We start from the raw sequence: 14,162 nt of genomic DNA on the forward strand, positions 1-14,162 counted from the left end.
CTACAGGGACGTATTCATAGCGCCCCCTCGAAGGCCTGTCGCCGGAACAGCCTTGAGCGATCTAACGATCTGCAAGAGCCCTGCTGGGATCACCCCTTGAGCAGCCGATCCAGCTGCCGATAGCCGATCGCCTCGATCAGCTGCTCCCGGGCCGGCTTCGGCTCGCCGGCCAGGTCGGCCAGGGTCAGCGCCACCCGCAGCACCCGGTGGTAGGCCCGCGCCGAGAGCCTGAGCCGCTCCAGCACCTGCGCCAGCCAGGCGCGGTCGGCGCTGGCGAGGTCGCAGGCCGCCTCCAGCGCCCGCCCCGCCAGGTGGGCATTGAGCGCCCCCCGCGCCAGCTGCCGTTCCCGCGCGGCCATCCCCCGCCGGCGGACGATCGCCGAGGACTCCCCCGTCGTCGCCGCCGTGAGCTGCTCCGGCGGCAGCGCCGGCACCTCCACCTGCAGGTCGATGCGATCGAGCAGCGGCCCGGAGAGCCGCGCCTGGTAGCGCTGGATCTGGGCCGCGGTGCAGTGGCAGGCCTGCCGCGGGTCCCCCAGATGGCCGCAGGGGCAAGGATTCATGGCCGCCACCAGCTGGAAGCGAGCCGGAAAGCGGCGCTGGTGGCTGGCCCGGGCGATATGGATCTGGCCCGATTCCATGGGCTCGCGCATCACCTCCAGCACGTGGCGCGAGAACTCCGGCAGCTCGTCGAGGAACAGCACCCCGTGGTGGGCCAGCGAGATCTCTCCGGGTCGCGGCTTCGAGCCGCCGCCTACCAGGGCCACGGCGCTGGCGGTATGGTGCGGCGCCCGAAAGGGGCGGCGACCCCACTCGGCGGCCAGCGGCAGGCCGCTCACCGAGCGCACCGCCGCCACCTCCAGCGCCTCCTCCTCGGTCAGCGGCGGCAGGATGCCCGGCAGGCGGCTGGCCAGCATGGTCTTGCCAGTGCCCGGCGGGCCGGCGAAGAGCAGGTTGTGGGAGCCCGCGGCGGCCACCTCCAGGGCGCGGCGCGCCTGGTACTGGCCGCGCACCTCGGCGAGATCGGGCAGCGATGTCGCCGCCTCCGGCGGAGACGCCAGCCGGTGCGGCGCGATGGGGACCTGGCCCAGCAGATGGGCGACCACGTCCAGCAGATGGTCGGCGGGCAGCACCTCGAGGTCGCCGGCGAGCGCCGCCTCCTCGGCGTTGGCCCGGGGCACGATCAGCCGCCGCCTAGCACGGCGGGTGGCCAGGGCCAGGGGCAGCATACCGGTGATCGGGCGCAGGCCACCGTCCAGGGCCAGCTCGCCGACGCTCTCGATGTCCGCCAGGGCCTCCGGGGGCAGCTGCCCCGAGGCCAGCAGCAGTCCCAGGGCGATGGGCAGGTCGAAGCGCCCACCCTCCTTGGGCAGGTCGGCGGGAGCCAGGTTGAGGGTGATGCGGCGCAGGGGGTAGTCGAAGCCGGCGTTGACCAGGGCGCTGCGCACCCGCTCGCGGCTCTCCTTCACGGCGGCCTCGGGCAGTCCCACCAGGGTCATCCCCGGCAGGCCATTGGCCAGATGCACCTCCACCTGCACCTCGGGGGCCTCGAGGCCGAGGCCCGCACGGGTATGGACGATCGCCAGCGTCATGGGCGTTCCCTCGCCTGGAATCCTGCCCTCAGGCTAGCCCAGGAGACGCCAGAGCGCCCGGCAGGCTCAGCGGCCGGTTTCGCCGCCGCCGGCATCCTCCTCGGGAGCCTCGGGGGCCGCCGCTGACGGCGCCGGCACCTCGGCGGTGCGTTCCTCGAGCAGCGTCTCCAGCGCCGCCACCTGCTGCTCCAGCGCCTCGACGCGGGCGCGGGTGCGCTGCAGCACATCCATCAGGATGTCGAAGTCCTCCCGGGAGACCAGCTCCAGGCGGTCGAAGGCGCCGCGCACCACCTGCTGAATCCCCTTCTGCACCTCCTCCGGCGCCTGGGACGCGCCCTGCAGGCGCTCGCCGATCTGCTGGGCCAGTCGGCTGATACGGTCATGGCTCACCATGGGTCTCTCCTGAACGTGTGGAATGCCGGCTACAGGATACGCATGGCCCGCCGCGAACGCATGCCCTGCCGATGCGCCAGGATGGCGCGCCTGCACCATGACCCGGCACCAGCACGGTGCAACCGCCCGCCCCCCCTTCCCCGGGAGATCGGCCACACGGCCGCAACTCCCACCCAACCAGCTGTTTTTAGATGCATTTACCAAGCATTGGCACGTTTGACGCAGTAGCAGGGCATGCGGCCGCCGTGCCCATACCCAACGCAACCGGGGAGACAAGGGATGAAACTCATCACCGCCATCATCAAGCCATTCAAGCGGGACGACGTCCGCGAGGCGCTGGCCGACAACGGCGTCCAGGGCATCACCGTCACCGAGGTCAAGGGCTTCGGCCGCCAGAAGGGGCACACCGAGCTCTATCGCGGCGCCGAGTACGTCGTCGACTTCCTGCCCAAGGTCAAGGTCGAGGTCGCCGTGGACGACAGCCGCCTGGAGACCGTCCTGGATGCCATCTGCGGCGCCGCCAACAGCGGCAAGATCGGCGACGGCAAGGTCTTCGTGACCCCGCTCGAGGATGTCATCCGCATCCGCACCGGTGAACGCGGTGCCGACGCCGTCTGATCGTTTCCTGCCTCTGGAGAGACTGACATGAGTGAACTGACAGAGCTGAGCTATGCGCTCGATACCTTCTACTTCCTGATCTGCGGCGTGCTGGTGATGTGGATGGCCGCCGGCTTCTCGATGCTCGAGGCCGGCCTGGTCCGCTCCAAGAACACCGCCGAGATCCTCACCAAGAACATCGCGCTGTTCGCCATCGCCTGCACCATGTACCTGCTGGTGGGCTACTACATCATGTACTCGAGCCCCGAGGGCGGCATCCTGCCCAACCTGGGCTTCCTGCTGGGCGGCGAGAACAGCGTCGATGCGGTGCTGGCCGGCGGCGATGACGCCCCCTACTACTCCATGCGCGCCGACTACTTCTTCCAGGTGGTGTTCGTGGCCACCGCCATGTCCATCGTCTCCGGTGCCGTGGCCGAGCGCATGAAGCTGTGGGCCTTCCTGGCCTTCGCCGTGGTGATGACCCCCGTGATCTACCCGGTTTCCGGCTTCTGGACCTGGGGCGGCGGCTGGCTCGACGCCGCCGGCTTCTCCGACTTCGCCGGCTCCGGCATCGTGCACATGGCCGGTGCCGCCGCGGCCCTGGCCGGCGTGCTGGTCCTCGGCCCCCGCAGGGGCAAGTACGGCAAGGACGGCAGCATCTATGCCATCCCCGGCGCCAACCTGCCGCTGGCGACCCTGGGCACCTTCATCCTGTGGATGGGCTGGTTCGGCTTCAACGGCGGCTCCGAGCTCAAGGTCTCCGATGTGGACTCCGCCAACAACGTCGCCCAGGTGCTGGTCAACACCAACGCCGCGGCCGCCGGTGGCGTGATCGCCGCCCTGATCCTGGCCAAGCTGTGGTTCCGCAAGGCGGACCTGACCATGACCCTCAACGGCGCCCTGGCCGGCCTGGTGGCCATCACCGCCGAGCCGCTGGCCCCCTCCGCCCTGAGTGCGGCGCTGATCGGTGCCGTGGGCGGCGCCATCGTGGTGGTCTCCATCGTGGCCATGGACAAGCTGAAGATCGACGACCCGGTTGGTGCCATCTCCGTGCACGGCGTGGTGGGCATCTGGGGCCTGCTGGTGGTGCCGCTCTCCAACGGCGACGCCACCTTCGGCGCCCAGCTGCTCGGCATCGTCGGCATCTTCGCCTGGGTCTTCCTCGCCAGCCTGCTCGTCTGGGTGGTGCTCAAGGCGGTGATGGGCATCCGCGTCAGCGAGGAAGAGGAATACGAGGGCGTCGACCTGGCCGAGTGCGGCCTGGAGGCCTACCCCGAGTTCAGCGTCGCCAAGAAGTGATGGCAATGCTCACCATGTGAGACGGCATGCTCCACCTGGCCCCTTCGGGGGCCTTTTTTCATCCCGCCCGCCGCGGTGTATGCTAGAGGACGATCAGGCGCAAGCGGGTGGCTCGGCCACCGCACCGAACAGACGAGGAGTCCGACCATGAAACTGGTGACCGCCATCATCAAGCCCTTCAAGCTCGACGACGTGAGGGAATCCCTCTCCGAGATCGGCGTCCAGGGGATCACCGTGACCGAGGTGAAGGGGTTCGGTCGCCAGAAGGGTCACACCGAGCTCTATCGCGGCGCCGAATACGTGGTGGACTTCCTGCCCAAGGTGAAGCTGGAGGTGGCCGTGGACGACGACATGGCCGAGAAGGTGATCGACGCCATCACCCAAGTCGCCAACACCGGCAAGATCGGCGACGGCAAGATCTTCGTGACGCCTCTCGAGCAGGTGATCCGCATCCGCACCGGTGAAACGGGCAAGGACGCGGTCTAACGCCGCAGAGCCAGCCTGAGTTCAAGGGCGATACACACAAAACCCCCGATGCCTAGGCACCGGGGGTTTTGCTTGGGGCCTGAAGCCCGGTGCTTACTTCTCGACGAAGGCCCGCTCGATCACGTAATCGCCGGGCTCGCCCATGCGCGGGGAGATCTTGAAGCCCAGGTCGTCGAGCAGCGCGCTGGTCTCGTCGAGCATGGCGGGGCTGCCGCAGATCATGGCGCGGTCCTGCTTGGGGTCCATGGGCGGAAGGCCGGTGTCCTCGAACAGCTTGCCGGTGCGGATATGGTCGGTGAGGCGGCCCATGGTGTGGAACTCCTCGCGGGTCACCGTGGGGTAGTAGACCAGCTTCTCCCCGATCTCGTCGCCCAGGTACTCGTGGGCCGGCAGCTCCTTCTGGATGAAATCGGCGTAGGCCAGCTCGCTGACGCTGCGCACGCCGTGGATCAGCACCACCTTCTCGAAGCGCTCGTAGACCTCCGGGTCCTGGATCAGGCTCATGAAGGGCGCAAGGCCAGTGCCCGTCGACAGGAAGTAGAGGTTGCGGCCCGGCAGCAGGTCGTCGGTGACCAGGGTGCCGGTGGGCTTGCGGCTGACCATGATCTGATCGCCCACCTTGAGGTGCTGCAGCCGCGAGGTCAGCGGGCCGTCCGGCACCTTGATGCTGAAGAACTCGAGGTGGTCCTCGTAGTTGGGGCTGGCGATGGAGTAGGCGCGCATCAGCGGCTTGCCGCCCACCTCCAGGCCGATCATCACGAACTGGCCGTTCTTGAAGCGCAGGCTGCGCTCGCGGGTGGTACGGAAGCTGAACAGGGTGTCGTTCCAGTGGTGGACGCTGAGCACCTCTTCCAGGGCAAACTTGCTCATGACGGCTCCTAGTATTCCCGAAAGGCTTTATATTCCAAAAAGGAATAGATGGCTGGTTAATATTTGCATTGAATTCTAAGGGAAAGGGCGTTATCTGTTAAATGGATTGTATGGATAACCCTTATCCATAGTCTTGATATGGATCACCGGAGCCTGCGACATGCGTTTCACCCTGCGCCAGCTGGAGGTCTTCGTCGCCGTGGCCCAGCACGAGAGCGTCTCCCGGGCGGCACGGGCCCTGTCGCTCTCCCAGTCGGCGACCAGCACCGCCCTGGCCGAGCTGGAACGCCAGTTCGACTGCCAGCTGCTCGACCGCATCGGCAAGCGCCTGAAGCTCAACGCCCTGGGCTTCCAGCTGCTGCCCAAGGCGGTGGCCCTGCTCGACCGGGCCGAGGAGGTGGAGGAACTGCTGCGCGGCCGCCAGGGCATCGGCACCCTGGACGTGGGCGCCACCCTGACCATCGGCAACTACCTGGCCACCCTGCTGATCGGCGACTTCATGCAGCGCTTCCCCGGCAGCCGGGTACGCCTGGCGGTGCGCAACACCCGCGCCATCATCGAGGGGGTGCGCCACCATGAGCTCGACCTGGGCCTGATCGAGGGGCACTGCGAGGCGGAGGACGTGGTCACCCAGCCCTGGGTGGAGGACGAGCTGGCGGTGTTCTGCTCACCGCGCCACCCCCTGGCGGGGGGCGGCCCGGTGGAGCTGGAGCGGCTGCTGCGCGAGGCCTGGATCATGCGCGAACAGGGGTCGGGCACCCGCCTGACCCTGGAGCAGGCCGCGCGCCACCGCCGCGGCCGCTTCAACGTGCTGCTGGAGCTGGAGCATACCGAGGGCATCAAGCGTGCCGTGGAATCGGGCCTAGGCATCGGCTGCGTGTCGAAACTGGCGCTGCGCGACGCCTTCCGCCGCGGCAGCCTGGTGCCGATTCCCACCCCGGAGCTGGACCTGAGCCGCCAGTTCGCCTTCATCTGGCACCGCCACAAGTACCTGGCCACCGGCATGCGCGAATTCCTCAAGCTGTGCCGGCAGATGACCGAGGGCATCACCCGCAGCGACCAGATCGCCCTGCCACCGGTGCCCTGAGGGCCACAACGGCAGCGGGCCCGGCCATGGTGGCCGGGCCCGCGCGACGAACGGGGGAGGAGGGGCGTCTCAGCGCATATCGCTGACCGCCTCCTGGATCTCCTCGAGGCTGGCCTTGGAGAGATCCTTGGCCAGGGAGTGAATCACCAGCTTGGCCGTGGGGCCGTCGATCTTCTCGCGCAGCTGGCCGAGGAAGCGCGGCGGCGCCACCAGGATCAGCTTCTGCAAGGTGTTGTCGACGCGGGCCCGGTAGATGCGCTCGGCCACCTCCTTGGCGAAGATCATCTCCTCATGGGTGCGGGCGGTGCTCTCGCCACCGGAGGAGCGCGAGGTCGTCGACGTCGACTCGTGCACGTCGGCGCCGCGGTCGGTCACCAGGTCACCCTCATGGAGCCGGCTGGCCGCATGCACCAGGCTCTCCTGCTCGACCAGCTTGAGCGCGTCGCGGGTGAAGATCCGAGCCCGCGCTGCGTCTGCCACCACGATATACGTCGTCATAGCCTCTCCTTGATGCAGGTTCTACCGATACCGAGACCACGGGTCTCGGCCGCACTACTCACTCAACATTGGCAAGCGTCCCGGGCCCGGTCAACCCACCGGCGCCCCTGGCGGCGAAGAACTGCGCCGGTGCTTGATCTGGGATAGTATCCGAGAACGTCCCCACGATACGGCCAGCACATGTCGACCCCGTCTCTCCCCGCTCATCCCCCCCGCCGCAACCGCTACCTGCTGATGCGCCACGGCCACAGCGAGGCCAACGCCCGGGGGCTGATCATCAGCACCCCGGAGCGTGGCCTGGCAGGCTTCGGGCTCTCGAGCCAGGGCCAGGCCCAGCTGGCGGAGCTGCTGGACGACTGGCGCTGGCCACGCCCCGAACGCCTGCTGCATTCCGACTTCCGCCGCACCACCGAGACCGCCGAGCGGGTCGCCCGGCACTTCGGCCTGGCCCCCGAGCCCCATGTCGGTCTTCGCGAGCGCAGCTTCGGCACCCTGGAAGGCCTGGCGGACAGCCATTACGCACACACCTGGACCCTGGATGCCGAGGACCCCGAGCACCAGGCCTTCGGCGTGGAGAGCGTCACCCGCGTGGCGAATCGCCTGCTCGCCGTGATCGCTGACCTGGAAGCCCAGGCGCAGGGACAGACCATCCTGCTGGTCAGCCATGGCGATCCGCTGCAGATCCTGCTCACCGCCCTGGAGGGGCGCCCGCTGAGCGCCCATCGCGACCGCGCGCCGCTGGCACCGGCCAGCATCACGCTGCTGCCATGATGCCCGCATCGCGCGACGCCACGGCTGCAGCCGTGCACCATCTGCGGTAGCATCCCATCATCGCCGGCATGGACGTCGGCGCGCCTCATCGCCACGATGTGCCTCCGGGAGGACCCCGATGCAACAGTTCCTGTTTCCCCGCCGCCCGCTGTCCCGCGGCACCCTGCTCACCTGTCACCTGCTGCTGCAGCTCGCCCTCGCGGCCGGTGCCGCCCTGTGGCTGGCGCCCCGCACTCCCTGGCTCGCCCCGCTGGGCTGGACGGAGGCCTGGCCAACGCTGGCACTGGGCGTCGGCCTGTGGCTGCTGGCCGCGGTGGCCCTGCGCCTGCTCGCCGAGCTGTGGCTGCTGCCCCACCATCTGGCCGGCCAGCTCGGCGCCGGGCCGGTGATCACCCGCTCCTTCGAGCGCCGCCCGGCGGTGCATGACCCCGGCGCCGCCTGGACCAGCGACGCCCGCGCGCTGGACCCCGACGACAGCGTGGTGGGTAGCGCCCGGGTACGGCGCCCGGCCGAACCGCTGCGCACCCGGCAGGCCGCCCGGGAGCCCTCACTGGACCTGGCCGGCGGCCAGGCCGAGACCACGCCGGCCCGGGAGCCCCGCCTCTAGGGAGGCAGCGCTCCACGGGCGCGGCTCAGTGGCCGAGGATCTGGCTGAGGAAGAGCCGGGTCCGCTCCGACTGGGGCGCGTTGAAGAAGGGCTCGGGAGCGTTCTCCTCGATGATCTGCCCCTGGTCCATGAAGATCACCCGATCGGCCACGGTCTTGGCGAAGCCCATCTCGTGGGTCACGCAGAGCATGGTCATCCCCTCGCGGGCCAGCTCGATCATGACGTCGAGCACCTCCTTGATCATCTCCGGGTCCAGCGCCGAGGTGGGCTCGTCGAAGAGCATCACGTCCGGGTGCATGCAGAGCGAACGGGCGATGGCCACCCGTTGCTGCTGGCCGCCGGAGAGCTGGCCCGGGTACTTGCGCGCCTGCTCGGCGATCTGCACCCGCTCCAGGTACTGCATCGCCTGGGCCTCGGCCTCCCGGCGCGACTTCTTCTGCACCCACATGGGCGAGAGGCAGCAGTTCTCCAGCACCGTCAGGTGGGGAAAGAGGTTGAAGTGCTGGAACACCATGCCGACGCTGCGGCGGATCTGCTCGATGCGCTTGACGTCCTGGGTGAGCGGCACGCCGCCCACCACGATCTCCCCCTCCTGATGCTCCTCCAGGTGGTTGATGCAGCGGATCAGCGTCGACTTGCCGGAGCCGGAGGGGCCGCAGATGACGATGCGCTCGCCGCGCCTCACGGTGAGGTCGATATCGCGCAGCACATGGAAGTCGCCGTACCACTTGTTGACGCCGCGCATCTCCACCATGGGGGTCTCGGCGCCGGCCCGGGTTGCCTGTTCATTCATTGTTTTCGTTCCTTACCGCTTGTGGCCGGTATTCAGTTTACGTTCGAGGTACTGGCTGTAGCGCGACCTGCTGAAGCAGAAGATCCAGAACATGAAGGCGGCGAAGATGTAGCCCTCCAGGGCGAAGCCCAGCCAGCGGGAGTCCGAGAGTGCCGCCTGGACGATGCCCAGCAGGTCGAAGAGCCCGATGATCATCACCAGGGTGGTGTCCTTGAACAGCGAGATGAAGGTGTTGACGATGCCGGGGATCATCATCTTCAGCGCCTGGGGCAGCACGATCAGCCCCATGCGCTTCCAGTAGCCCATGCCCAGTGCCGCGGCCGCCTCCTCCTGCCCCTTGGGAATCGCCTGCAGGCCACCACGCACCACCTCGGCCATGTAGGCACTCTGGAACAGGGTGATGCCGATCAGCGCCCGCACCAGGCGGTCGACGCTGACCCCGGTGGGCAGGAACAGCGGCAGCATCACCGAAGCCATGAACAGGATGGTGATCAGCGGCACCCCCCGCCAGAACTCGATGAACACCACGCAGAAGCTCTTGACGATGGGCATCTGCGAACGGCGGCCGAGGGCCAGCAGGATGCCGATCGGCAGCGCCGCCACCATCCCCACCACGGCGAGGATCAGGGTCAGCATCAGCCCGCCCCAGCGGTGGGTCTCCACCACCCGCAGGCCGAAGTAGCCGCCGTAGAGCAGCACATAGGCGACCACCGGGAAACCCACCAGGGTGGCGACGGCCACCCAGCGCTTGAAGGGCAGCCGCGGAATGGCCAGCCAGGCGATCAGCGCCGCGAAGCCGGCGAAGACGATGTTCACCCGCCACAGCTCGGCCCGCGGGTAGAGCCCGTAGATGAACTGGGTCAGGCGGGCATTGATGAAGACCCAGCAGGCCCCCTCACGGGAGCAGTCGTCGCGGCTGGTGCCCACCCAGTCGGCATCGATGATCGCCCACTGGATCGTCGGCGCCAGCAGCAGGTAAAGCAGGTAGAGGCCCAGCAGGGTGAACACGCTGTTGACCGGGCCGCTGAACAGGTTGGCACGCAGCCAGGCCAGGGGGCCCACGGTGCGGATCGGCGCCGGTCGCGCCTCGATCATCTTGTCGCGAATCGTCATGGCGCTCTCCTAGCGTTCCACCAGCGCCACGCGGGCGTTGAACCAGTTCATGAACAGCGAGACCAGCAGGCTGATGGTGAGATAGACCGCCATGGTCATGGCGATCACCTCGATGGCCTGGCCGGTCTGGTTCAGGGTGGTGCCGGCGAACACCGAGACCAGGTCCGGATAGCCGATGGCGGTGGCCAGCGAGGAGTTCTTGATCAGGTTGAGGTACTGGCTGGTGAGCGGCGGGATGATCACCCGCAGCGCCTGGGGGATCACCACCAGCCGCAGCACCAGCCCCTGGGGCAGGCTGAGCGACTGGGCCGCCTCGGTCTGGCCGTGGGGAATCGCCTGGATCCCAGAGCGCACGATCTCGGCGATGAACGAGGCCGTGTAGATGGAGAGCGCCACCCACAGGGCGAGGAACTCCGGGATCACCGTGATACCGCCGCGGAAGTTGAAGCCGCGCAGCTCCGGCACCTCCCAGGTCACCGGCACCCCGGTGACGACCAGCACGGAGAGTGGCAGGCCGACGATCAGCGCCAGCGAGATCCAGCCCGCCGGCAGCCGCCGCCCGGTGGCCTCGTGGCGCCGCCGGTTCCAGACCACCAGCACGATGCTGGCCACCACCGCCACCAGGGTGGCCAGCGGCACCAGCCCGAAGCCCGACTCGAACTGCGGTTCCGGCAGGTAGAGGCCGCGCACGTTGAGGAAGATCACCTCACCGAAGCTGAGGCTGTCGCGGGCCGCCGGCAGGGTCCGCAGCACCGCGAAGTACCAGAAGAAGATCTGCAGCAGCAGCGGGATATTGCGGAAGGTCTCGATGTAGCCGCTGGCCAGCCGGGCGATCAGCCAGTTGGGCGAGAGCCGGGCGATGCCCACGGTGAAGCCGATGACGGTCGCCGCCAGCACCCCCAGTGCCGAGACCAGCAGGGTATTGAGCAGCCCCACCAGGAAGGTGCGGCCATAGGTGCTCTGGGAGGAGTAGTCGATCAGGCTCTGGACGATGCCGAAGCCCGCAGTGTTGCCCAGGAAGCCGAAGCCGGTGGTGATGCCTCGCGCGGCAAGGTTGTCCTGGGTGTTGCCGATGATGGTGAGCAGGAAGGCCGCCACGGCGGCCAGCAGCAGCACCTGGAAGAAGAGCGCCCGCTTGGCGCGGTCGCGCCAGAACGGGGGGCGTGGGCCCGCGGGGCGGCGGGCCGGGTGTCGAACGGACATGGGAAGTCTCCGCCTGGATCCGTCAAGCAGGATTCACGCCGGCCGCCCCGGATCTGCCGGGACGGCCAGCGGGGAAGGCGCCGGGGCGAGGGGTGCCGCCCCGGCCTCCGGGCTCAGCGGATCGGCGGAGCGTACTGGATGCCGCCGTCGGTCCACAGGGCGTTGAGCCCGCGCTCGATCTCCAGCGGGGAGTCCATGCCGACGTTGCGCTCGAAGCTCTCGCCGTAGTTCCCCACCTGCTTGACGATCTGGTAGGCCCAGTCGGCGGAGAGGCCCATGCCCTCGCCGTAGTTGCCGTCCTGGCCCAGCAGGCGCGCGATGTCCGGGTCATCGGACTCGAGCATCTCGTCGACGTTGTCGCTGGTGATGCCCATCTCCTCGGCGTTGAGCATGGCGAACAGCGACCACTTCACGATGTTGAACCACTGGTCATCGCCCTGGCGCACCACCGGCCCCAGCGGCTCCTTGGAGATGATCTCCGGCAGGATCTTGGAGGCGTCCGGATCGGAGAGCTGGATGCGCAGGGCGGCCAGCTGGGAGGTATCCGAGGTGAGCACGTCGCAGCGGCCGGCCTCATAGCCGCCCACGGTCTGCTCGGAGGTATCGAAGACGATGGGGTCGAACTCCATGCCGTTGGCGCGGAAGTAGTCGGCGACGTTGAGCTCGGTGGTGGTGCCGGACTGCACGCAGATCGCCGCCCCGTCGAGCTCCTTGGCGCTGTCGATGCCCATCTCGGTGTGGATCATGAAGCCGATGCCGTCGTAGAAGGTCACCCCGGTGAAGTTGAGGCCCAGGGTGGTGTCGCGGGTGGTGGTCCAGGTGGTGTTGCGGGAGAGCACGTCCACCTCGCCGGACTGCAGCGCGGTGAAGCGCTCCACGGCGTTGAGCGACACGTAGCGCACCGCTTCGGCGTCGCCGAAGACCGCGGCGGCCACGGCGCGACAGACGTCGACATCCAGGCCCTGCCACTCGCCCTCGTCATCCGGGGCCGAGAAGCCCGGCAGGCCGTCACTGACGCCACACTGCACCGCCCCGCGGTTGCGGGTCTCCTCCAGGGTGGAGGCCTGGGCGACACCGGCGGCGGCCAGGGTCAGGGCGCCGGCGGAGGCCAGCAGCATCAGCTTGTTCTTCTTGTTCAGTATGGGGATCGTCCCTCGCTAGATGAGATCGTTGTCCATTGTTGAGACGTGCCGGAGCACGTCTCTGGACACTAGCAAGGATCGTTCCAGCCCGGTTAGCCTGCCGCGATCGCGCCATTTCAACGCAAGCGGCGGCGGCCCCACCCACGTGCAGCGCCCCGTTTCGGGCGGCCGCGCGAAGCCGCTCACCATTCGGGTGCATGCACGGCCGAACGTCGCCTGGGCAGGGGCTCAGCGCAGCCAGCGCCGGAAGGCTGCCAGCAGCAGCACCGCGAAGGTAGCACCGAGGGAGTTGGCGAGGATATCGGCCCAGTCGCCGCCGCTGCGGCCCGGCACCGGGATCTGGGCGACTTCGATGGCGATGCCGTAGAGCACGGCAACCAGGAAGGCGAGCGGCAGGCGCACCCCGGCCAGGCCAATCAGCCCGGCGAGGCCCGCATAGCCGATGAAGTGGTTGAGCTTGTCCCACGGCAGGTTCGAGGGCATCTGGCTGCCCGGCGTCAGGCTGCCCAGGGCGATGGCCAGCGCCCCGAGAACGGCCAGCGCCGCCCAAAGGCGGCGCCGGTCGTGCAGACGTTCAAGCCAGGTCAGCAGGGGCCTCTCAGCCATGCTGGATCCGGCGGTGGTAGGCCGGGCTCAGCTCGTGCAGCGCCTCCATGAAGGCGGTGACGTTGTCCGGGTTGGTGAACTGGCTGATGCCGTGGCCCAGATTGAAGACGTGGCCGGGCCCCGCGCCGTAGCTGTCGAGGATGCGCGCCACCTCGGCACGAATCGCCGCAGGACGGGCAAACAGCACGTTGGGGTCCAGGTTGCCCTGCAGGGCCACCTTGTGGCCGACCCGGGCGCGGGCATCGGACAGTTCCGTCGTCCAGTCCAGGCCCACCGCATCGGGGCCCGCCAGGGCGATGTCCTCGAGCCACTGGCCGCCGTTCTTGGTGAACAGGATGACCGGCACCTTGCGCCCGTCGTGCTCACGGATCAGGCCGGCGACGATCTGCTCCATGTAGCGCAGCGAGAACTCCAGATAGGCCGGGGTGGAGAGCGCCCCGCCCCAGGTGTCGAAGATCTGCACCGCCTGGGCGCCGGCGCGAATCTGGGCGTTGAGGTACTCGGTGACCGCCGTGGCCAGGGTGTCGAGCAGGTCATGCATCACGCTGGGCGTGTCGTAGAGCATCGTCTTGACGTGGCGGAAGTCCTTGCTGGAGCTGCCCTCCACCATGTAGGTAGCGAGCGTCCAGGGGCTGCCGGAGAAGCCGATCAGCGGCACCCGGCCGTTGAGCTCGCGGCGGATGGTGGAGACCGCCCGCATCACGTAGTCCAGGTCGCGCTCGGCGTCGGGCACGCTGAGCGCCGCCACGTCCTCGGCGGTGCGCACCGGCTTGCGGAATTTCGGTCCCTCGCCGGTCTCGAAGTAGAGCCCCAGGCCCATGGCATCGGGAATGGTGAGGATATCCGAGAAGAGGATCGCCGCGTCCAGCGGATAGCGCTCCAGCGGCTGCAGGGTCACCTCGCAGGCCAGGTCATGGTTGCGGCAGAGATCCATGAAGTCGCCGGCCTCGGCGCGGGTGGCGCGGTACTCCGGCAGGTAGCGGCCGCCCTGGCGCATCATCCATACCGGGGTGCGGTCGACAGGCTGACGCGCCAGGGCGCGCAGAAAGCGATCGTTCTTGAGTTCCATGCAGGCGGTCATCCACGGGAAATGTCGCGCCATTGT

General features: G+C 68.5%; 16 protein-coding genes. 6 read left to right on the plus strand and 10 right to left on the minus strand.

All coding sequences use genetic code 11. The annotated features are described in order from the left end of the window. Positions 1 to 89: 89 nt before the first annotated feature. Together B6N23_RS09495 and B6N23_RS09500 are read right to left on the minus strand one after the other, a co-directional pair. Positions 90 to 1,592, minus strand: a complete 1,503-nt coding sequence (locus B6N23_RS09495) for a YifB family Mg chelatase-like AAA ATPase (protein ID WP_305498173.1) — start codon at positions 1,590 to 1,592, stop codon at positions 90 to 92. 66 nt (positions 1,593 to 1,658) lie between these two features. Beyond that, the gene (locus B6N23_RS09500; protein ID WP_302140220.1) at positions 1,659 to 1,985 is read right to left on the minus strand and encodes an accessory factor UbiK family protein; all 327 of its coding nucleotides are present in this window, start codon (positions 1,983 to 1,985) and stop codon (positions 1,659 to 1,661) included. A 279-nt stretch (positions 1,986 to 2,264) separates the two neighbouring features. Between B6N23_RS09500 and B6N23_RS09505 the strand changes: the two genes are divergently transcribed. The 3 genes from B6N23_RS09505 to glnK all read left to right on the plus strand — a co-directional run bounded on the left by B6N23_RS09505 (position 2,265) and on the right by glnK (position 4,367). After that, a complete protein-coding gene (locus B6N23_RS09505) occupies positions 2,265 to 2,603 on the plus strand; it encodes a P-II family nitrogen regulator (protein ID WP_305498176.1) in 339 nt (112 codons plus the stop codon). Positions 2,604 to 2,630: 27 nt separating this feature from the next. Then, positions 2,631 to 3,881 carry an ammonium transporter gene (locus B6N23_RS09510; RefSeq protein WP_305498178.1) on the plus strand — a complete coding sequence of 417 codons (1,251 nt, stop codon included), beginning with the start codon at positions 2,631 to 2,633 and terminating at the stop codon, positions 3,879 to 3,881. Between the two features lie 147 nt (positions 3,882 to 4,028). Continuing rightward, entirely contained in the window at positions 4,029 to 4,367 is a 339-nt protein-coding gene (gene glnK, locus B6N23_RS09515) for a P-II family nitrogen regulator (protein ID WP_110069051.1), read from the plus strand. A gap of 93 nt (positions 4,368 to 4,460) precedes the next feature. Here the strand turns inward: glnK and B6N23_RS09520 are convergent, their stop codons facing one another. Further along, positions 4,461 to 5,237, minus strand: coding sequence for a ferredoxin--NADP reductase (locus B6N23_RS09520; RefSeq protein WP_305498181.1), 777 nt, complete (start codon positions 5,235 to 5,237; stop codon positions 4,461 to 4,463). A gap of 160 nt (positions 5,238 to 5,397) precedes the next feature. Here B6N23_RS09520 and B6N23_RS09525 point away from each other — a divergent pair, with 160 nt between their 5' ends. Further along, positions 5,398 to 6,324, plus strand: a complete 927-nt coding sequence (locus B6N23_RS09525) for a LysR family transcriptional regulator (protein WP_119023101.1) — start codon at positions 5,398 to 5,400, stop codon at positions 6,322 to 6,324. A gap of 69 nt (positions 6,325 to 6,393) precedes the next feature. Here B6N23_RS09525 and B6N23_RS09530 read toward each other — a convergent pair whose 3' ends face one another. After that, positions 6,394 to 6,822, minus strand: a complete 429-nt coding sequence (locus B6N23_RS09530) for a host attachment protein (RefSeq protein WP_119023102.1) — start codon at positions 6,820 to 6,822, stop codon at positions 6,394 to 6,396. Positions 6,823 to 7,002: 180 nt separating this feature from the next. Here B6N23_RS09530 and B6N23_RS09535 point away from each other — a divergent pair, with 180 nt between their 5' ends. Together B6N23_RS09535 and B6N23_RS09540 are read left to right on the plus strand one after the other, a co-directional pair. Next, on the plus strand, positions 7,003 to 7,593 hold the full coding sequence (locus tag B6N23_RS09535; RefSeq protein ID WP_305498185.1) for a histidine phosphatase family protein: 591 nt from the start codon (positions 7,003 to 7,005) through the stop codon (positions 7,591 to 7,593). A gap of 118 nt (positions 7,594 to 7,711) precedes the next feature. Further along, positions 7,712 to 8,200: a hypothetical protein gene (locus B6N23_RS09540; RefSeq protein ID WP_305498187.1), complete on the plus strand. Its 489-nt coding sequence runs from the start codon at positions 7,712 to 7,714 to the stop codon at positions 8,198 to 8,200. A gap of 25 nt (positions 8,201 to 8,225) precedes the next feature. Here B6N23_RS09540 and B6N23_RS09545 read toward each other — a convergent pair whose 3' ends face one another. The 6 genes from B6N23_RS09545 to hemE all read right to left on the minus strand — a co-directional run bounded on the left by B6N23_RS09545 (position 8,226) and on the right by hemE (position 14,126). Further along, positions 8,226 to 8,954 carry an amino acid ABC transporter ATP-binding protein gene (locus B6N23_RS09545; RefSeq protein WP_169959418.1) on the minus strand — a complete coding sequence of 243 codons (729 nt, stop codon included), beginning with the start codon at positions 8,952 to 8,954 and terminating at the stop codon, positions 8,226 to 8,228. Positions 8,955 to 9,005: 51 nt separating this feature from the next. Next, on the minus strand, positions 9,006 to 10,106 hold the full coding sequence (locus tag B6N23_RS09550) for an amino acid ABC transporter permease (RefSeq protein ID WP_305498189.1): 1,101 nt from the start codon (positions 10,104 to 10,106) through the stop codon (positions 9,006 to 9,008). Positions 10,107 to 10,115: 9 nt separating this feature from the next. Continuing rightward, positions 10,116 to 11,309, minus strand: coding sequence for an amino acid ABC transporter permease (locus B6N23_RS09555; RefSeq protein ID WP_305498190.1), 1,194 nt, complete (start codon positions 11,307 to 11,309; stop codon positions 10,116 to 10,118). A gap of 113 nt (positions 11,310 to 11,422) precedes the next feature. Next, positions 11,423 to 12,451, minus strand: coding sequence for an amino acid ABC transporter substrate-binding protein (locus B6N23_RS09560; protein WP_169956029.1), 1,029 nt, complete (start codon positions 12,449 to 12,451; stop codon positions 11,423 to 11,425). 228 nt (positions 12,452 to 12,679) lie between these two features. Then, on the minus strand, positions 12,680 to 13,057 hold the full coding sequence (locus B6N23_RS09565) for a VanZ family protein (RefSeq protein WP_305498191.1): 378 nt from the start codon (positions 13,055 to 13,057) through the stop codon (positions 12,680 to 12,682). Beyond that, positions 13,050 to 14,126: a uroporphyrinogen decarboxylase gene (gene hemE / locus B6N23_RS09570; protein ID WP_305498194.1), complete on the minus strand. Its 1,077-nt coding sequence runs from the start codon at positions 14,124 to 14,126 to the stop codon at positions 13,050 to 13,052. Before hemE ends, B6N23_RS09565 begins: the two co-directional genes overlap by 8 nt. Positions 14,127 to 14,162 lie beyond the last annotated feature (36 nt).

The sequence above is a fragment of the Halomonas alkalicola genome (genome assembly GCF_030704205.1).
Lineage (GTDB): Bacteria > Pseudomonadota > Gammaproteobacteria > Pseudomonadales > Halomonadaceae > Halomonas > Halomonas alkalicola.

What these genes read in the sequence shown, in the direction of transcription:
- B6N23_RS09495 (WP_305498173.1), bottom strand. Translation starts at nt 1,592, where the DNA reads ATGACGCTGGCGATCGTCCATACCCGTGCGGGCCTCGGCCTCGAGGCC.
- B6N23_RS09500 (WP_302140220.1), bottom strand. Translation starts at nt 1,985, where the DNA reads ATGGTGAGCCATGACCGTATCAGCCGACTGGCCCAGCAGATCGGCGAG.
- B6N23_RS09505 (WP_305498176.1), top strand. Translation starts at nt 2,265, where the DNA reads ATGAAACTCATCACCGCCATCATCAAGCCATTCAAGCGGGACGACGTC.
- B6N23_RS09510 (WP_305498178.1), top strand. Translation starts at nt 2,631, where the DNA reads ATGAGTGAACTGACAGAGCTGAGCTATGCGCTCGATACCTTCTACTTC.
- glnK (WP_110069051.1), top strand. Translation starts at nt 4,029, where the DNA reads ATGAAACTGGTGACCGCCATCATCAAGCCCTTCAAGCTCGACGACGTG.
- B6N23_RS09520 (WP_305498181.1), bottom strand. Translation starts at nt 5,237, where the DNA reads ATGAGCAAGTTTGCCCTGGAAGAGGTGCTCAGCGTCCACCACTGGAAC.
- B6N23_RS09525 (WP_119023101.1), top strand. Translation starts at nt 5,398, where the DNA reads ATGCGTTTCACCCTGCGCCAGCTGGAGGTCTTCGTCGCCGTGGCCCAG.
- B6N23_RS09530 (WP_119023102.1), bottom strand. Translation starts at nt 6,822, where the DNA reads ATGACGACGTATATCGTGGTGGCAGACGCAGCGCGGGCTCGGATCTTC.
- B6N23_RS09535 (WP_305498185.1), top strand. Translation starts at nt 7,003, where the DNA reads ATGTCGACCCCGTCTCTCCCCGCTCATCCCCCCCGCCGCAACCGCTAC.
- B6N23_RS09540 (WP_305498187.1), top strand. Translation starts at nt 7,712, where the DNA reads ATGCAACAGTTCCTGTTTCCCCGCCGCCCGCTGTCCCGCGGCACCCTG.
- B6N23_RS09545 (WP_169959418.1), bottom strand. Translation starts at nt 8,954, where the DNA reads ATGGTGGAGATGCGCGGCGTCAACAAGTGGTACGGCGACTTCCATGTG.
- B6N23_RS09550 (WP_305498189.1), bottom strand. Translation starts at nt 10,106, where the DNA reads ATGACGATTCGCGACAAGATGATCGAGGCGCGACCGGCGCCGATCCGC.
- B6N23_RS09555 (WP_305498190.1), bottom strand. Translation starts at nt 11,309, where the DNA reads ATGTCCGTTCGACACCCGGCCCGCCGCCCCGCGGGCCCACGCCCCCCG.
- B6N23_RS09565 (WP_305498191.1), bottom strand. Translation starts at nt 13,057, where the DNA reads ATGGCTGAGAGGCCCCTGCTGACCTGGCTTGAACGTCTGCACGACCGG.
- hemE (WP_305498194.1), bottom strand. Translation starts at nt 14,126, where the DNA reads ATGGAACTCAAGAACGATCGCTTTCTGCGCGCCCTGGCGCGTCAGCCT.